The sequence below is a fragment of the Streptomyces sp. NPDC002328 genome (assembly GCF_042890065.1).
GTDB lineage: Bacteria > Actinomycetota > Actinomycetes > Streptomycetales > Streptomycetaceae > Streptomyces.
In genome coordinates, this window is record NZ_JBIARQ010000001.1 from 723,201 (window position 1) to 740,965 (window position 17,765).

Consider the following 17,765-nt stretch of genomic DNA (forward strand, 5'->3'; position numbering starts at 1 on the left):
AGAGCGGCAGTACGCAGTGAGACGGCGACTTGAGCGAGAGGACGACGGGGGAGCCATGACGGGAGTAGTGGAGTTCAAGACGGACGACGGCTCCGTGGTCGCCGTGGAGGCGGTCGCCGAACAGCGGCCCGGCTCCCGGCTGGTGGCCCGCGGCGACGGCACGGTCCAGGCGGCCCGCACCTTCGAAGGGGCCCTGGAGGGCGTGCGCTCCGCCGCGGAGTCCGCGCTGCGGGTCTTCCGCGACGGCGCGCTGCGGCCCGACGGGGTGGAGATCGAGTTCGGGGTGAAACTGGCCGCCGAGACGGGCGCGATCATCGCCAAGGGCACGGCGGAGGGCCACCTCGTGGTGAGACTGACATGGTCGCCGGCCGGCACCGACGCCGGCAGCAACGCCGACACCGGCGCCAGCACCGACTCCGGTGCCCCGGCGGTGCCTCCCGCCTCCTCGTGAAGCTCATGGACAGCCCCGAGTGGCACGCCCGGATCGAGTGCGCCGGCCAGGTCGTCGGGGCCGGCTTCCTGGTCACCCCGCGACTGGTCCTGACCTGCGCGCACGTCGTGCACCAAGGCCCGGCGGACGCCCTGGCGGTGACCTTCACCGAGCGGCCCGGCTCCGCGCCCGTACCGGTTCGGGTCCTCGCCGAGGGCGGCTGGGCCGGCGGCACGACCGACCTCGGCGACCTCGCCGTCCTCGAACTGGAGCGGGAGGTCCCGATCGCCCCGGCCGCGCTCGCGCCCGTCGACGCGGCGCACGGCCGGCAGCCCCGCAAACTCGTCGTGTACGGCTTCCCGGCCGGCTTCGACGAGGGCACCCTCGCCGAATACCGCATCACCGCACCGCAGTTGCTCAACCGGGAGTGGATGCAGCTGGAGGCCTGGCAGTCGGACGGCCAGCCGCTCGCGCCCGGCTTCAGCGGCGCGGCCGTCACCCTCGTCGACACCGGCGAGGTCGTCGGCATGGTCACCGCCGCCGCCGGGGACCAGGGGGTGCGCAACGGGCGGATGATGCCGACCGAGGTCATGGCCCGCTACTGGCCCGACCTGGCGAGCCTCGTCCCCACCTCCGACCACCGCGGCGCCGACCGCGCCCGGCTGCGCGAACTCGTCGAGCGGGCCGTACGCACCGGCCTGGACTGCGATCCCGTCCGGCTGGCGCGGCTCTACCGGGCCGCCGCCGGGCCGCTCGACCCGGATCCGCCCGAGGAGGGCTTCGACTCGCTGCGCGCGGCGGCCCTGTTCGTGCTGTGCGAGATAGACGGCGAGGACGCGGCCGGCACCGTGGCCCGCTTCGCCGACCAGGTGGAGGCCCTGTTCCGGGCCCCGGCCGAGACGCCCGCCGTCCCGCGCTGGGCGCCCATCCTGGTCGACCTCCAGCACAGCGGCGCGGGCGACGGTCGGGTCCGCGTCGAGGTGTCCGCGTACAGCGGCGGACGCCGGCATCCGGTCGGCTCCGACACCGTGCCGCGGGCCGGGCTGCCCGCCTACGTACGGGACCGCATCGAGGCCGCCTTCCCCTATCTGACCGCCGGCACCGACGAGTTGATCGCGTTCGCGCTGCCCCGTGACTGGATCGACCTGCCCGTCGACCGCTGGGCGAGCGCGCCCGACGACGACACCCCGCTGGGCTGCGTGTACCCGCTCGTCGTCACCGACCAGGCGCGGCGCAGGGCCGGCGCCCGGCACCAGCTGACCCGGGCCTGGAACCGGCTCGACTCCGTGCCCGGCGCGCGGCTGCACCGGGTCGAGTGCGGCGTCCCCGAGGAGCCCCGCCGGCTGCGGGTGCGGCTGCGGCAGGCCGACGCCTGCCTCGCCGGCTTCGCCCCCGCACCGGCCTCGGCCCGCACCCGGCCCCACTTCGACACCTCGCTGACCGCGCCCGCGCCGGTGGTCGTCTGGTCCCGGGGCGGCTGCGACAGCGGGCCGGACGAGCCGTGCGCGGGCGGCGACGGGTGCGCGGGCAAGACGTTCCTGGACGAGCTCGACGCCTGCGTGTCCGCCGTCCCGCCCGCCGAACTCCCGCGCCGTATCCTGGAGTTGCGGGAGGAGGCGGACGCGGAGGACGACCACTGGGCGCGGGACATCCAACTCGTGTGGGACGACCCGCGCGTCTTCACCGACCCGCACGGAGAGGCGGGGGCGCACGTCCGCTCACCCGTGTCCCCGGTATTCCCCGCGTCCTCCACGTCCCCGGTGTCCCCCGTGTCCTCCGTGGACTGACCCCCTGGACCGACCTCGTCGAAGAAGCGACCCAGAAGGAGACCGAAGACCCCCCATGCCCCACTGGTCCGTCTACACCGGGAACAGCGAACCGCACGACGGCGTCGACCGGCTGCCCGCGCCGCCGCCCTGGCGCGCCTTCGACGGTGAGCCCGTCCTGCCCACGCCCCGGGACACCGACGACGAGGCGGCCGTCTCCCCCGACCGCGTGCACCGCGCCCGCGCCTACGTCGCCACCCCGGAGAGCGTCCAGCTCGTCAACGCCGCGCTCGTGCTGCGCCGCCCGCTGCTGGTCACCGGACCGCCCGGCACCGGCAAGTCCTCCCTCGCCTACGCGGTCGCCCGCGAGCTGCGGCTCGGCCCGGTCCTGCGCTGGAACATCACCAGCCGCAGCACCCTGTCCGACGGCCTCTACCAGTACGACGCCCTGTCCCGCCTGTACGCGGCGCGGCAGGCGGCTTGGCGGGCGGGGGGTGACGGGGGCACTGGGGGCGGCGTCCGTGGCGGCGACGGTGGGATCGGCGTCGGTGGCGGCGGCGGTGGCCCAATCGGCAGTGGCCTGGTCGGCGGCGGGGCGGTCGGCAGCGGGGCGGTCGGCGGCGGGGCGGTCGGCGGCGGGGCGGTCGGCGGCGGCGACATCGAGGACCACCTGCGTCTCGGCCCCCTCGGCACCGCCCTGCTCCCCTACGGCCGACCCCGTGTCCTCCTCGTCGACGAGATCGACAAGAGCGACCTCGACCTGCCCAACGACCTCCTGAACGTCCTGGAGGAGGGCCAGTACGAGATCCCCGAACTGATGCGCGCCGCCCGCCACTCGGCCGACGGCCTCACCGCCGAGGTCCTCGCCGACGGCACGGACACGCCGGTGCCCGTCACTCGCGGCCGGGTCCGCTGCCGCGCCTTCCCCTTCGTGGTGCTGACCAGCAACGGCGAGCGCGAGTTCCCGCCCGCCTTCCTGCGCCGCTGCGTCCGGCTGAAGTTGCGCCGCCCCGACCGGGAGCAGCTCACCGAGATCGTCCGCGCCCATCTGGCGACCCCGCCGGGCGAGGCCGACCACCTCATCACCCGTTTCCTGGCCCGCGCCGCCGACGGCGAACTGGCCACCGACCAGCTCCTGAACGCGCTCTACCTCACCGGCGTCGCCGGCCTCGACCCGGCCTCCCGCGACGCCCTGGCCGACGAGCTCATGCCCTATCTGAGCACCACGGCGGACGACGATGGCTTCTGAGCCAGGGCAGGGCGGGACGGCGGAGAAGGGCGACGACGAGCGGGGGCACCCCGACGACGCGAAGGCAACGGGCCGGGCCGGCGCGGAGGGGGCACGCCGGGCCGACGCAGAGGCGGCAAACCGATCCGGCGCGGAGACAGCACCACCCTCCGACACGGAGGCAGTAAGCCGATCCGGCGCGGAGACAGCACAGCGGTCCGACGCGGAGGCGGCGCGGCACCGGGACGCCTCCGCCGTCGCCCGGCTGGCCGCCGTCCTCACGGCGGTCACCGGCGGTTCCTCGCCCGAGACCGCGCCGACGCCCCGCGAGCTGGCCGAAGTGCTGTGGCTGGCGCGGCAGTTGGAGGGCGACCGGCGAGACACGGCGGAAACGCCCGCACCCGCACCCACGACCGAGGCCGACGACCAGCACCGCCCTCCCCCCGACCCCCGTGACGGCACGACGCCGGCCGCCCCCTCCCCGACGCCTCCAGCCGCCCCCGCCCCCGCCCCACCGGAAGACCGCGTCCCCCTCCACCTCCCCGCACCGCTCCCCCGCACCCCCTCCCACCTGGGCGAACCCGGCCCCGGCGGCGGCACCCCCCTCCTCGCCCCCGCGCCCCCGATGCTGCCCCGCCCCCTGGCCCTCCAGCGCGCCCTGCGCCCGCTGAAGCGGACGGTGCCGTCGGCGCGGGTGCGGCTGCTGGACGAGCGGGCCACCGCCGACCGCATCGCCCGGCTCGGCGCGCACCCCGACGTCTGGTTGCCCGTGCTGCGCCCGGCACGGGACCGCTGGCTGCGCCTCGACCTCGTGCACGACACCGGCCCGACGATGCCGGTATGGCGACCCCTCGTACGCGAACTGCACACCGTCCTGGCCCAGTCGGGCGTCTTCCGGACGGTCACCCTGCACCCGGCCGGCCCCGACGGCCGCGCCCGGCACGTCCCGGCCCCCGGCGACGGCCGGACCGTCACCCTGATCGTCAGCGACTGCATGGGCCCGCAATGGCGCCCCGGCCCCGCGGGCGACCGCTGGTACGGCACCCTGCGCCGCTGGGCGGCCCGGATGCCGCTGGCCGTCGTCCAGCCGCTGCCGGAGCACCTGTGGGCGACGACGGCACTGCCCGCCGAACCGGGCGTCCTCTCCGCCCTCGGCGCGGCGGCCCCGCCCACCACCCTGACCTTCACCCCCTACGACCCTGACGCCCCGCCCCCGCACCCCGCCGCCGTCCCGCTCCCCGTCCTGGAACCGGGCGTCCCCTGGCTCGCCCACTGGGCGGCGCTGCTGGCCGCCCCCGGCGGCGGTCGCACCCCGGGCGCGGCGGCCTGGCTCCCCCCACGGCCGACCGCCCCCACCCCGACCACCCCCGATGCGGCCACCCCTGATCCGGCCGCCCCGGACCCCGCTGCCCTCTCCCCGCAGGACCTCGTCCTCCGTTTCCGCGCGACCGCCTCCCCGGAGGCCTTCCGCCTCGCCGGCCATCTGGCCCTGGCCCTGCCCTCGATACCGGTGATGCGGCTGGTCCAGCGCGCGGTGGAGCGTGATCCACGCCCCCAGCACCTGGCCGAGGTGATCCTCAGCGGCATGCTCACCGCCGTCCCCGGCCCGCCCGGCTCCTACGACTTCCGCCCCGGCGTACGCGATCTGCTGCTGCGGACGTTGCCCCGCACGGCACGCGGCCGGGCGCGTGAACTCCTCGACCGCGTAGGGGGGTTGATCGACGAACGGGCGGGACTGACGGCGGGCGAGTTCCGCGCCGAGACGGGCGCGGCAAGCGCCGCCACGGACGGCTCGACGGGTGACTCGACGGACGGTTCGTCGGGCCGCGGCCCCGCGTTCGCGACGGTGAGCGCGGAGACGGTACGACGACTGGGCGCGGACGGCGGCCCCGCCCCCCTCACCGCCCCCACGCCCACCCGCCGTACCCTGCGCTTCGAGACCGACGTCGATCTCGGGGTTCGCCCCGAGGCCCGTATCTCCCTGGAGTACGCGGTCCACCAGGTCCTCGACCGCGGCGATCTCGCCCCCCACCAGTACGAGGTACGGGTACTCCCCGACGGCTACGACGTCGGCGTCGCCCCCGACGCGTATCTCCTCCCCGTCCTGGCGGCGGCCCTGCGCTGGCTGCCCGGCCCCCTCGCCGAACTGCCTCAACCGCCGCGCCTGCGGGTGACGTTCGGGGAAGAGCCCGCATCCCCCGGGCCCCCGGTCCCCGAAGCCCTTCCCCCCGGGCCCCTACTCCCCGTACCCCCGCAGGGGGACTCCCCCGTCCTGGTCCTCGTCCCACCCGAGCTCTACGAGTCCTTCGCCGACAGCTCCGCCGCCTTCGGCCCGCACCGGTTCCGCCCGCTGTACGGCGAGGGCGTCGACGCGCCGCCGCTCGCCTGGTACTGCCCGCTGCCCGCGCCCCGCGCCGACGGCGAGGAGGGGAGCCGGGACCTCGTGCGCGGGCCCTTCGTCACCCCGGACCTGCGGCACCTGGGCGTACCGGCGCCCGGCCGCACCGCCGTCGTCCACACCCAGGTCGGCGGCCCGCTCACCCTCCTCGACCCGGCCCGCCCGCACGGCGCCCGCCCGCCCAGGGTGACGACGTACTACGAGGTCGACCTCACCCCGCAGCACGCCGTCCACCGCCTCCGTCTGCCCAGCTCCAGCAAAGGCGACTTCGCGGCCACCGCCGAGCTGTCCTGGCGGGTCGCCGATCCGGTGGCGTTCGTCCGGGCGGAGGTGACGCGCGTGTCGGACCGGCTGCTGGCCCATCTGACGGAGGCCGCGTCACGAATCACCCGTCACCACTCCCTGCGCCGCGCGGTCGGCGCGCAGCGCGCGGTCAACTCGGGCCTGGGCAGATGGCCGGTGCCGGGGCTGACGGTGACGTGCGAGGTACGGCTCGCACCGGAGTGGGCACCCGACCCCTCGCCGCCACGGACCGTCACCCCGCCGCGCCCCTCGGAGGGGCGGGACGGAGAGGGGCGCGGGGAGCGGCAGGGCGGGGCGCGGGGCGAGGCGACGCCCGCCGGGCTCCTCGCCCAGGCAGAGACCGTACTGCTCGGCTTCGACGGCCCCCTCACCCGCCTGTTCACGGCGACGACCGCCCGCCGGGCCGCGCTGGACCTGCTGAGCCTCGCCGCCGAACACCCCGACCCCGAGCACCCCGGCGCTGATGTCAGGGGCACCGGCCCCCGTGACCCCGCGCTCGCACACCCGCTCGACGTCCTGCGCGTCTTCGCCCGCGACCCGCTGGGCCCCCTCCTCCGGGACCGTCTGGACATCCTGGAACTGGAGGCCGTGCCGGACGCGCCTACCACCCACAACTCCGTAGCGCTGGTACGGGCGTTGCACGGGGCGGGGCGGCGGGTGGCGGTGGTGACGGACGTCTGCGAGCAGGCCGTACGGCAGTACGTGGAGCCGTACCGGCTGCCGCTGCTCGGGATCCACGGCCGGGACCCGGACCTGACGCTCCTCACCCCGCACCCGGACTCCCTGCTGCGCGCCCTGCACACCACGAACGGCACCCAGCACCCGAATCCGCAGACACAGACACAGACACAGACACAGACACAGACACAGACCACGAGCCTCCTCATCGGAACCACCGTGGCGGAGCTGACCGCCGCTCAGCGGATCGGCCTGCGTTTCCTGGGCCTCGCCCGCAATCCGACCGTCGAGCAGGAACTCAGGGGCGCGGGCTGCGAGGTGACCGTGCGCTCGCTCGCGCCGGTGCTCGACGCGGCGCGCGCACTTTAGCGTCCACGCCGCCCGTTTTCTGACCCCCACTCAGATCGCGGGGCCCGCGAGCGGCACATTTACCCCGTTCGGCCGCTCCCCGCCCGGACCCCTCCAGCGGGCGCGGGCCCTCCCGTACCCGCACGATGCGAAGGAGGGCCACCGCCCGGCGGTCCTCGCACGAAGGCCCGCCGGCCAGGCGGCCGCCACGGTCTGCGCTCTCGGGAGGACCTGCCATGACCGCCAGTCTGGAGCAGCTGCGCCGCTGCCACTTCGCCGTCGACCTGGGCGCCGCCCGCACCCGGGTGTATGTGAAGGGTGCCGGGCTCGTCGTCGACCAGCCGTCCGCCGCCGCCGTGAACACCCGGACCGGCGCGCTGATCGCCGTCGGCGAGTTCGCCGAGAAGATGACGGGCCGCACTCCGCACTACATCCGCGTCGTCCGCCCGGTCTCCGGCGGCACGGTCGTCGACATCGAGATGGCGCAGCGCATGCTGCGGCATCTGATCGGCGACAAGCTCCGCCGCCAGCTGCGCCGCAGGCCCTTCCTGCGCGCCGCGGCCTGCACCCCGCACGACGCCGGCCCGCTCGCCCAGCGCGCGACCGTCGAGACGCTCGTCGGCCTCGGCGCGCGCCGGGTGGAGCTGGTGGACACGCTCATCGCCGCCGCCGTGGGCTGCGGACTGCCCGTGGAGCAGCCCGAAGCCACCATGATCATGGTGTGCGGGGCGGCAGCCACGCAGATCGCCGTCCTCTCCCTCGGTGCCCTCGTGACGGCCGAACGGATCCCGGTGGGCGGCGAGGCCGTGGACCACGCGATCGTCCAACACCTGCGCCACGCGCATGAGTTGATGCTGCCGAGCCAGTCCGTACGGCCGCTCCAGCTCGCCCTGTCCGGCAACGGCCTCACCGCGCAGGGCCCGGCCCGGACGGAGATCCACGGCAGGGACGTCGCCACCGGTCTCGCCCGTTCCGTCCAGGTCGACACCGCGGCCGTACGGGACGCGATCGAGACGCCGCTGACGGCGGTGCTCGACGGCATCGGCCGGGTGCTGCGGGTCTGCCCGCCGGACCTGGTCGCCGACCTCGTGGACCGCGGCATCATGATGGTCGGCGGCTCGGCGCTGCTCCCCGGCTTCGACCAGATGCTCCGCCAGGCCACCGGCATGCCGGTGAACATCGCGGAACGCCCCGACATCTGCGCGGCCCAGGGCCTGGGCGCGATGCTGGAGGGCAAGATCGAGCCCCTGACCCTGGCCCCGGTGGCGACGAGCGAGCCGCGGGAGCCCGCCCCGTCCTGATCGGTTACGAGCAGGACGACGCCCGCCGGACGAGGATGTCCGGCGGGCGTCGAGGTCCCGTTCCCTCGGCCTTGGCCGCCTTCAGAGGCGGGTCGTCGCCGTCAGCGCCGGTGCGCCGACCCGGCCGGAGCCGCCTCGGCCGTGTTCGCCGTGTTCGCCGTGTTCGCCGCGTGCTCCGCGTGCTCCGCGTGCTCCGCGTGCTCCGCGTCCCGGCTCTCGCCGTTCCCGGGCTCGCCGGTGCCCTCACCGGCCCTTTCGCTCGCGACCTGCGTCGGGCTGTGCTCCGCCGTGCCGCGCCGGCCGGGCAGTACGGCCAGGACGATCATCGTTCCGGCGGCCATGATGAGGCCGCCGATCAGGCTGGTCTGGGCGACGCCGTGGGCGAAGGCCTGGTGGACGGCGTCCAGGAGGGCCTGCGCCTGCTGGGGGCCGCCCGCCGGGTCCTGGGCGATGCGCTGGGCGACCGCGAGGCCGCCGCCCACCGAGTCCTCGGCCGCCCCCATCGCCGCCGCCGGCAGCCGGTCGCCGACCAGGTCGGTCAGCTCGTCCCGGTAGGCCGTCCCCAGCAGCGAGCCGAGCACGGCGATGCCGAGGGAGCCGCCGAGTTCCAGCGCGGTGTCGTTCGCGCCGCCGCCGACGCCCAGCTCGCTCTCCGGGAAGGAGCCCATGATCGTGTCCGTCGCCGGGGACACGCTCAGCCCGATCGCGAAGCCCAGCAGCAGCATGGGCGCCAGGAAGTCGGCGTACGTGGAGCCGGTGTCGATCCGCGTCAGCAGCAGCACGCCGACGGTGCCGAGGACCATGCCGGAGACGACCATCGCCTTCATGCCCAGCTTCGGCGTGAGCCGCCCGGTGGCCGCCGCGCCCGCGAAGACCGCGCCGGCCAGCGGCAGCAGTCGCACGCCGGTCTCCAGGGCGTCGTAGCCCAGGACGAACTGGAGGAACTGGGTGGAGTAGTAGATCGCGCCGAACGTGCCGAAGAAGAAGAACAGCACCGCGAGCATCGAGCCGCTGAAGGGCCGCTGGGCGAACCTGCGCACGTCCAGCATGGGGTGCGGGTGGCGCAACTCCCAGGCCACGAAGGCCGCGAGGCCCACGCCCGCGACGACCGCGGCGGTGACCGGGCCGACGCCCCAGCCGAAGTGCGGGCCCTCGATGGTCGCGTAGACGAGGGAGCCGACGGAGACGATCGACAGCAGGCCGCCGACGTAGTCGATCCGGCCCATGCCGGCCGCCTTGGACGGCGGGACCAGCGCGAGCGCGCCGAACACGGCGACGACCGCGATGGGCACGTTGATCAGGAAGGTCGAGCCCCAGGCGTGGTCCACCAGCAGCCGGCCGGCGACCAGCGGCCCCACGGCGATGGCGAGACCGGAGGTGGCGGTCCAGGCGGTGATGGCCTTGGCGCGCTCCCCCCTCGGGAAGATCGCCACGAGCAGGGACAGCGTGGCCGGCATCACCACGGCCGCGCCGACGCCCATGATCGCGCGGGCGGCTATGACCAGCTCCGTCCGGTCGACGAGGCTGCCCATCACCGACCCGCCGGCGAAGACCACCAGGCCCGTGACGAGCGCGCCGCGACGGCTGTACTTGTCGCCGATCGAGCCCAGCACCAGCATCAGCGCGGCGTACGGGACGGTGTAGCCGTCGATGACCCATTGCAGATCGCTGCTGCTCAGGCCCAGGTCGGTGGTCATGTCGGGCGCGGCCACGATCAGCGAGGTGTTCGCCATGACCACGATCAACAGGCTCAGGCAGAGCACGAGCAGGGCCCACCAGCGGCGGGAGTACGGGCCGGTCATCTTCTCGACGGGGGTGGTGGCGAGGAAGGGCATGGGGGCTCCTAGCGAACGAGTTAATTGCCCATCGATGTGCAGGCTAGTTTCTTGCTCACCGATGTGCAAATATCGCTGGTGGCCCGGCCCCGGTCGGCCTTGGCCTGCCGCCCCCGGTCTCCGCCCGCCTCCGCCTACCTCCGCCTGACCGTGTCTCGCTTCAGCGAGGCCTGCCTCACACCCCGAGGAGCACCCGCTCATGCGCCACCGCGACCAGCACCCCGCCCCCCGTAGTCGCCGTCGCCTCCTCGCCCTCGCCGGTGCCGCCCTGCTCACGTCGGCCCTCCTCGCGTTCGCGGTCGACCGCGTGGTGGCCGCGCGCGTCGAGTCACGGACGGCGGAGGCCTTCCAGGAGGGCATGGGCACACCCCGGCCGCCGGAGGTCCGTGTGCACGGGTTCCCCGTCCTGACCCAGACAGCCGCCGGAACCCTGCGGCATGTGGACATCACCGCCCACGGCATCCCCGCCCGCGGGACCGCCCGACCCCTCCCGGTGACGGAGCTGTCCCTCTCGCTGGACGGCCTGCGGAAGTCCGACGACGACAGCGAGGCCACGGCCCGCACCGCGAGCGCGACGGCGTTCCTGTCCTACCCGGACGTGTCCGACGCGCTCGGCGTCGAGATCTCCCGGGGCAGCCGCCCGGGGCAGGTCGGCGCAGTCGTCCGACTGCCGTTCGCGGCCGAGGCCACCGCGACGGCGACCGTCTCGGCCCGGCCCGGGAACCGGATCGCCTTCACCGACTTCCGGCTCTCCGGCGCCCCGCTGCCGACGATCGCCCAGGCCGCGCTGAACAAGCTCTTCGAACGCCCCATCCCCCTACGAAACATGCCCGACGGCCTGACCCTGCGCACGATCACCACCACGCCGACCGGCATCGAGGCCCGCTTCACGGGCGAGTCGGTCACGTTCCGCCCGGACGAGCCGACGGAAGCCGATCCGACGGAAGCCGACCCGACCGGAGAGCCGGCGTCGCTCCGGGCCGCCGCCTGAGCCCCGAAGCCGCCGGCGCGACGCGGGAACCGCCCGCAGGCCAACCGGCCTCTCCCCATGAGGAGTTCCTGGGATACCGTCCTGGGACGCGAGGCAGGGGGAACCGGTGTCGTCCCAGGACGAGGTGGAGGAGTTCGCGGCGCTGCTGCGGCGTCTGAAGGACCGCACGGACCGCAGCTACGCGGCGCTCGCGCGGCGTCTGGACATGAACTCCTCGACGCTGCACCGGTATTGCACGGGCGACGCCGTGCCGCTCGGCTTCGCACCCGTGGAACGGTTCGCCGCGCTGTGCCAGGCCAGCCCGGCCGAACGCACCGAGCTGCACCGGCGCTGGGTCCTCGCGGTGGCGGCACGGCAGCGGTTCCGCACGGCGGCCGGGTCCGCACCGGAAGCCGCCCGAACCCTCTCGACCGAGGACGAGGGCCCCGCGGCCGACGCGGCCGACGCAGCCGACGCGGTCGACGCGGTCGACGCGGTCGACGCGGTCGACGCGGTCGACGTGGCGGACAGGGCCGCCAGGGCCGACGTGGCGGCTGAAGCGCCTGCGGAAAGCCTCCCCGGTGGCCCGTCGCACCCCGCCCCGCGAAAGCCGTGGTCACGAAGGCCCTGGTCAGGTGGACCCCGCTCAGGTATGCCCTGGTCAGGAAAACCCTGGTACCGACACCGCGTCGCGGTCACCGCCGCTGCCGTGACCGCGCTGATCGCCGTCGCGGGCGGCCTGTCCGTCCTGCCGTCCGGCCGCTCCTCGGCCGCCCCCGACCACCGGGTGTCCGGCTCCGCCAAGGCCTCTCCCGCCGTCCCGCCCCTCACCTGGACCGTCAACTCCCAGCTGTGGGGGTCCGGTTGCGATCACGACTACATCATCGACAGGGCGCCCCAGCAGGTGCCGCCTCCCCCGGCCCCGCAGGACGCCACCCCGTGGGCGCGGACGCAGGGCGCGGTGCACGGCGGCCAGACCCTCGTGGACATCTCCGTGCAGGGGCGCACGGACGCGGCCGTCGTCCTGGAGGCGCTGCGGGTCCGCGTCGTGGGGCGGGCCGCCCCGGTGAAGGGCACCGTCTACTCCACGGGCCAGGGCTGCGGCGGCGACCTGGACCCCCGCTCGTTCGCCGTGGACCTGGACAAGAAGCGGCCGATCGCCCGCTCCGTCAAGGGCGTCGAGGACGGGACGAGCGCCCCGGCGGTGCGCATGCCCTACCGGGTGTCCGCGAAGGATCCCGAGGTGCTGACGGTCGACGCCCGGACCGTCGGCTGCGACTGCCGCTGGTATCTGGAGCTCGAATGGTCCTCGCAGGGCCGCACCGGCACCGAGCGCATCGACGACCACGGCCTCCCGTTCCGCACCAGCGGCACCAAGGGCCTGCCCCACTACTGGTACGGACGCCAGGGCTGGACCCTCGTCGAGAGCTGAGCGGACCGCCCGCCCCCCGCCGCTCCCCCGTCACCCCCCGACACCCGCCGTCACTCCGCCGCCGCGGAGACGACCTCCCCGACCACCGTCGTCGCCCGCCCCTCCGGCACCCCCGCCGCGACCAGCGTGGCGACGGCGACCCGGCTGCCGTCGTCCTGCCAGGCGCCGTCGTTGACCTGTTCCAGCAGGGCGACCGTCATCGCCTCCAGGCCCGCGCTCAGGACGGGCGGCGGCAGGTGGGCGGGGAAGACGCCGTCACGCCGGCCGCGGGTCAGGACGGCGGTGACCTCGTCGCGGGCGACCGCGAGGATCTCCGCCACGCGCTCCGCGCCCAGGTCGCGGCGGGCCAGCGCCAGCAGCATGCGGTAGCGGTCGCCCACCGGCCAGATCGAGTACGCGAAGTGCGCCAGCGCCCGGTCGGCGGGCTCCGACGGCCTCGACGCGGCGGCCACCGTGCCCCGCAGGGTCTCGGCGGCCTCCTCCGCGAGGGCCTCCAGCAGCGCGGCCCGCCCCGGGAAGTGACCGAACAGCGTCCGCCGTACGACCCCGGCGGCCTTGGCCAGCTCCTCCAGGGTGATGTCGGGGTTGCGTCCCAGCTCCTGCCGGGCGGTGGCCAGGATGCGCGCCCGGTTGGACCTGGCGTTGCTCCGCAACGGCTCGCGGGCCACGGACTTCGACACGGGGAGAACCTCGGTGGACGGGGTCGGGCGGTGTGGGGTGGGGGCGGAGGCGGGGGCAGGGGTGGGCTCCGGTCCGGTGCGCGGGCCGGCGGAACCCATTCTGGCACCTGATGGCGGAGCACCGCCCGAGAGCCTCCCGGCAGCCGCCCGGGACGGATGTTACGTGTGGGAAACCTTGACGATCACTACGGCGAGTGCCACGATTCCGGCGCCGCGATGTTTACGTAAACATCCGGCCGTCGCATCGCAATGTTTACGCAAACATGACGGACCCCCGGCTACAGCTCAACCGGCTCCAGCTCCCGAAAGGCCAAGCTGATGCGCACTCCCCCCGCTTCCCCCACCACCCCCGCCGCCGCCTCTTCCACCGCCGCCTCCCCCACCGCCTCGGCCCCCGGCCGCTCCCCCCGCGTGAGAGCCGCCCTCGTCGCGGTCGCCGTGGCCGCGGTCAGCGGGAGCACCCTCGTCGGCAGCCCCGCGTCGGCGTCGGCCTCCGCATCCGCGTCGGGCTCCGCGTCCGCCCGACCGGCCAAGGACACCACCCAGTTCAAGGGCGTCAACTGGGCGGACCCGCGGGACAACTTCGCCGACGACCTGCTCCAGCTCTCCGGCCTCTCGACGACCGACACCTACCGGCAGACCTACGCCAAGGCGACCCGCGTCATCGCCGCGTTCCGCGCCAACCTCGGGGCCAACACCGTCCGGCTGCCCATCAACCCGTACACGGTGAACGGCGCGTACTGGAAGTCGTACCGCGGGGTCATCGACGCGGCGTCCGACCAGGGCTTCAAGGTGATCGTGTCCTACTGGGAGGGCACCGGTCCGCGCAAGGACGGCTTCATCGACGACGAGTCGACGTACTGGCCGATGTGGAACACCGTGGTCAAGGCCTACAAGAACGACAAGCGCGTCTACTTCGAGCCGATGAACGAGCCGCACGGCTACACCGACACCGAGTGGGCCGACATCGCCGCGAAGTGGCTCGACACCTACAAGTCCGTACCCCGCAACCAGGTGTTCGTCAGCGGCGCCGGCTACAACGACCACGTCACCACCGTCTGCGCCGACCCGCGGCTGAAGGGCACCTACCTGTCGCTGCACCACTACGGCTTCTGGAAGGAGTACGCCACCTACGACCAGTGGGTGGCCGACCTCAAGGTGCGCATCGGCGACTGCGCGAACCGCACCGTCGCGGACGAGTTCGGCGCCCCGATGACCACCGGCCTCGACTACAACAAGGCGACGCCGGACGACAATTACGTCAACTTCATCCAGGCCGTCACCGACACCTTCCGCGAGCTGAAGATGGGCTCCGTGTACTGGCCGGGCCTGCGCACCGACGACACGTACTCCCTCCAGAAGCTGGTCGGTCCGCCGTCCCGCCCCTGGCTGGCGACGACCAACCAGTCCGGCGCCGACCGGCTCGCCTGGGCGTGGGGGCGCGGCAAGCCCGTGAAGAAGTAGAGCCCGCCCCGGTCACCCGAGTGCCCCCCAGCGGCCCCGGCCGGTCAACTCTCCCCCAGCCCCGCCTGTCTGGCCCGCACGATGGCCTCCGCCCTGGTGGTCGCCTGGAGTTTGGCGAGGATGTTGGAGAGGTGATTGCGGACCGTCTTGGGGCTGAGGAACAGCCGGCGGGAGATGGCGAGGTTGTCCAGGCCGCGGGCCACCAGGTCCAGCACCTCCCGCTCCCGCGCGGTCAGTTCGGGCAGGGCGACCGGCGGCGCGCCCGCCGGGCGCAGCCCGGTCAGATAGGCGACGGCGCGGGAGGCGACGGCGGGACCGAGGATCACCTCGCCGTTCGCCACCGCCCGCACCGCCCGCTCGATCTCGGCGGGCGCCGCGCCCTTGAGGAGGTAGCCGCGGGCCCCGGCGCGCATCGAGGCGAAGACGGAGTCGTCGTCGTCCAGCATGGTCACCACCAGGACGGCGGTGCCGGGGCGCAGCCGTACGACCTCCCGGGTGGCCCGCACGCCCGACGGCGTGCGGTCGCCGTCACCGAGGTGGAGGTCCATGACGACGACGTCGGGGCCGTGCTCGCGCACCGCCGCGACGGCCGACTCCAGGTCCTCGGCCTCGGCCGCCACCGTCAGTCCGGGCAGCGATCCGAGCAGCGCGGTCATGCCCATACGGAACACGGGGTGGTCGTCCACGACGACGATCCGCACTGCCGCGACACCGTCACCACCGCCGAAGCCACCGCGTCCGGCCTCGCTTCCGCCGCCGCTCTCACCCCGGCTTCCGCCCTCGTCACCGCGCACGACCGCCCACCTCCTCTTCCGCCTCCTCGGCCCCCTCGTCCTCGTGCTCACCGTCCCGCGTGAGCGGCACGTCGAGGACCACGCGGGTGCCCCGGCCGCCCTCCCCGGGCTGCCAGGCGACCGTGCCGCCGAGGGTCTCGGCGCGTTCGCGCAGCGACTGGGTGCCGACCCCGGCGCGGGCCGACGCCGGTATGCCGCGCCCGTCGTCCTCGACGGTCACCGTCAGCCGCGCTCCCGCCCCGGGCGCGAGGCCCGTCAGGGTCACCGCGCAGGTGCGGGCCCCGGCATGCCGGGAGACGTTGCGCAGGGCCTCGGCGACGACGGCGTAGACGGCGCCGGCGACCTCCCGGGGCACGCCCGCCGTGTCGCTGTCGGCGTGCACGGTGACATGGAGGCCGTCGGCCTCGTAGCGCATGACGAGTTCGCGCAGGGCCGGGACGAGCCCCAGCTCGGCCAGCACCGGCGGGACCAACCCCCGTGCCAGGACGCGGACTTCGTCGACACGGGCGTCGACCTCCGTGCGCAGCCGGGTGAGCAGCGGGCCGGCGGGCGAGTCCTCGGTCAGGAGGTTGCGGGCCGCGGCGAGGCCGAGGCCGACGCCGGCCAGCGCGGGGCCCAACCGGTCGTGCAGTTCGCGGCGCAGGGCGCGGCGTTCGTCGTCGCGGGCCGCGGCGAGCCGACCGCGGGACTCTCTCAACTCGCGCGTTATGGAGTTGAGTTGGACGGCAGTGGCCACGACGGGGGCGACCTCGTCGAGGGCGGTGCGGGCGCGCCGGTCGAGTCGTTCGCCGGGCCGCGCGGTCACCACGAGCGCGCCGGCGGGGCGTCGGCGTACGACGAGCGGGACGATCACCGGCTGCGCGCCGGCCGGGTCGCCGACGCCGGCCAGGGGTTCGCCGTCGGCGTCCAGGACGCGGACCGAGCCGAGGTTGAAGGAGGCGGCGACGCTCTCCGCCATGCCGGTGAGCGCCTCCTGCGGTCCGGGCGCGCTGCCCAGGTGCCGGCCGGCGCGGCTGAGGGCCCCGGCCGTCGGCTCCCCGTGCACGAGCCGGTCCACGCGTCGCTGGAGCCAGCCGCGGGCGGGCTGGATCCCGGCGGCGGGTGCGGCGGTGGCCAGCACCCGTCCGAGCGTCCCCTCGCCGGGCAGCAGCAGCCCGAGCACGGCGACCGTCAGGAAGTATCCGGCGACCAGCAGCCCGGTGAGCAGCCACCACACCAGGGCGCGGCTGACGACGAGGTCGATGCCCCACAGCCGCTGGCGCAGCACGGCGACGAGCACGGCCGCCGGGAAGAACGCCTGCGAGGCGAGGTGCGTCAACGGCGTGAAGAGCCGCAGCGCGTGCGGGCCGCCGTCCGCCCACACCACCAGCGGCAGGAAGGTCGCCGCGACGAGCGCCGTGCCGATCGCGAGCCAGCCGAGCCCCCGCGCGGCGGGATCCCGCCACCGCCGCCACGCCGCGTGCCCCGCGGCGCCCAGCCCCAGCGCCATGACCAGCCCGAGCAGCGCCCGCTGCGCCGGCTCGACCAGCCGCGCCCAGTCGGCGTCCCGCACGGGCAGCGGCGCGGACGACGCGGCCGCCGCGGGCCAGGGCCACGGATCGGTGAGCCGGACGGCGAGCAGCGCGACGACGAGGAGGACCCCGGCGCCGATCGCGGCGCGCGCCGGCCGGGACACGGCACGGCCCGACACCAGGTACGGCACCACCAGCACGAGCGCCAGCGTCCCCGGCATCCAGGCGGTGCCCTGGAGGATCGACCAGGCCGGCGGCATCGCGCCCGGAGCGGCGTCCCGCTGCCACACCGCGACGAGCTGGGCCGTGACCGCGGCGACGCCCCCGCCGACGGCGGTCAGCGCCACCAGCCAGGCCACCGGATGCCGTCGCCGGCTCAGCACGACGGCCGCGACCAGCCCGTACACCAGCGCGTCGGCCGTGTCGACGACGAAGTACCACTGGGTCTCGTCCCACGGCGCGTCCGCGACGGCCATCAGCGCCAGGGCCGCCGCCGCGAGTCCCCAGGCGGCCACGAGCACGCCGACGGCGGGGACCAGGCGGCCCCCGCCGTCCGAGCCCCCGCCGGCCGTCACGCTCGTTCCCCCACGGGATCCAGCCTCGCAGCGGGCGTGGCCGGTTGTCAGC

Annotated in this window: 12 protein-coding genes; 8 read left to right on the forward strand and 4 right to left on the reverse strand. The window is 75.1% G+C overall.

Annotation, left to right across the window (positions count from 1 at the left end):
* Positions 1-55 precede the first annotated feature (55 nt).
* The 5 genes from ACFYX4_RS03265 to ACFYX4_RS03285 all read left to right on the forward strand — a co-directional run bounded on the left by ACFYX4_RS03265 (position 56) and on the right by ACFYX4_RS03285 (position 8,452).
* The gene (locus tag ACFYX4_RS03265) at positions 56-451 is read left to right on the forward strand and encodes a CU044_2847 family protein (protein WP_389324944.1); all 396 of its coding nucleotides are present in this window, start codon (positions 56-58) and stop codon (positions 449-451) included.
* Between the two features lie 5 nt (positions 452-456).
* Positions 457-2,217, forward strand: a complete 1,761-nt coding sequence (locus ACFYX4_RS03270) for a trypsin-like peptidase domain-containing protein (protein WP_389324947.1) — start codon at positions 457-459, stop codon at positions 2,215-2,217.
* Positions 2,218-2,272: 55 nt separating this feature from the next.
* On the forward strand, positions 2,273-3,445 hold the full coding sequence (locus ACFYX4_RS03275; protein ID WP_389324950.1) for an AAA family ATPase: 1,173 nt from the start codon (positions 2,273-2,275) through the stop codon (positions 3,443-3,445).
* Positions 3,435-7,172 carry an SAV_2336 N-terminal domain-related protein gene (locus ACFYX4_RS03280; protein WP_389324953.1) on the forward strand — a complete coding sequence of 1,246 codons (3,738 nt, stop codon included), beginning with the start codon at positions 3,435-3,437 and terminating at the stop codon, positions 7,170-7,172. Before ACFYX4_RS03275 ends, ACFYX4_RS03280 begins: the two co-directional genes overlap by 11 nt.
* A gap of 215 nt (positions 7,173-7,387) precedes the next feature.
* Positions 7,388-8,452: a rod shape-determining protein gene (locus ACFYX4_RS03285; RefSeq protein ID WP_389324956.1), complete on the forward strand. Its 1,065-nt coding sequence runs from the start codon at positions 7,388-7,390 to the stop codon at positions 8,450-8,452.
* 101 nt (positions 8,453-8,553) lie between these two features.
* Here ACFYX4_RS03285 and ACFYX4_RS03290 read toward each other — a convergent pair whose 3' ends face one another.
* Positions 8,554-10,287, reverse strand: a complete 1,734-nt coding sequence (locus ACFYX4_RS03290) for an MFS transporter (protein WP_389324959.1) — start codon at positions 10,285-10,287, stop codon at positions 8,554-8,556.
* A 199-nt stretch (positions 10,288-10,486) separates the two neighbouring features.
* On the opposite strand from ACFYX4_RS03290, the gene ACFYX4_RS03295 reads away from it, so the two are divergent.
* Both ACFYX4_RS03295 and ACFYX4_RS03300 read left to right on the forward strand, forming a co-directional pair.
* Complete coding sequence (locus tag ACFYX4_RS03295; protein ID WP_389324962.1) at positions 10,487-11,278, forward strand: DUF2993 domain-containing protein; 792 nt, start codon at positions 10,487-10,489, stop codon at positions 11,276-11,278.
* 106 nt (positions 11,279-11,384) lie between these two features.
* On the forward strand, positions 11,385-12,689 hold the full coding sequence (locus ACFYX4_RS03300; RefSeq protein WP_389324965.1) for a helix-turn-helix domain-containing protein: 1,305 nt from the start codon (positions 11,385-11,387) through the stop codon (positions 12,687-12,689).
* A 50-nt stretch (positions 12,690-12,739) separates the two neighbouring features.
* Here the strand turns inward: ACFYX4_RS03300 and ACFYX4_RS03305 are convergent, their stop codons facing one another.
* Positions 12,740-13,369 (reverse strand): TetR/AcrR family transcriptional regulator, encoded by a 630-nt coding sequence (locus ACFYX4_RS03305; protein WP_389324968.1) that lies wholly within the window; start codon positions 13,367-13,369, stop codon positions 12,740-12,742.
* A gap of 318 nt (positions 13,370-13,687) precedes the next feature.
* Here ACFYX4_RS03305 and ACFYX4_RS03310 point away from each other — a divergent pair, with 318 nt between their 5' ends.
* Positions 13,688-14,833, forward strand: coding sequence for a glycoside hydrolase family 5 protein (locus tag ACFYX4_RS03310; protein ID WP_389324971.1), 1,146 nt, complete (start codon positions 13,688-13,690; stop codon positions 14,831-14,833).
* Between the two features lie 44 nt (positions 14,834-14,877).
* Here the strand turns inward: ACFYX4_RS03310 and ACFYX4_RS03315 are convergent, their stop codons facing one another.
* Entirely contained in the window at positions 14,878-15,627 is a 750-nt protein-coding gene (locus tag ACFYX4_RS03315; protein WP_389324976.1) for a response regulator, read from the reverse strand.
* Entirely contained in the window at positions 15,617-17,713 is a 2,097-nt protein-coding gene (locus ACFYX4_RS03320; protein WP_389324979.1) for an ATP-binding protein, read from the reverse strand. Before ACFYX4_RS03320 ends, ACFYX4_RS03315 begins: the two co-directional genes overlap by 11 nt.
* Between the last annotated feature and the right edge of the window lie 52 nt (positions 17,714-17,765).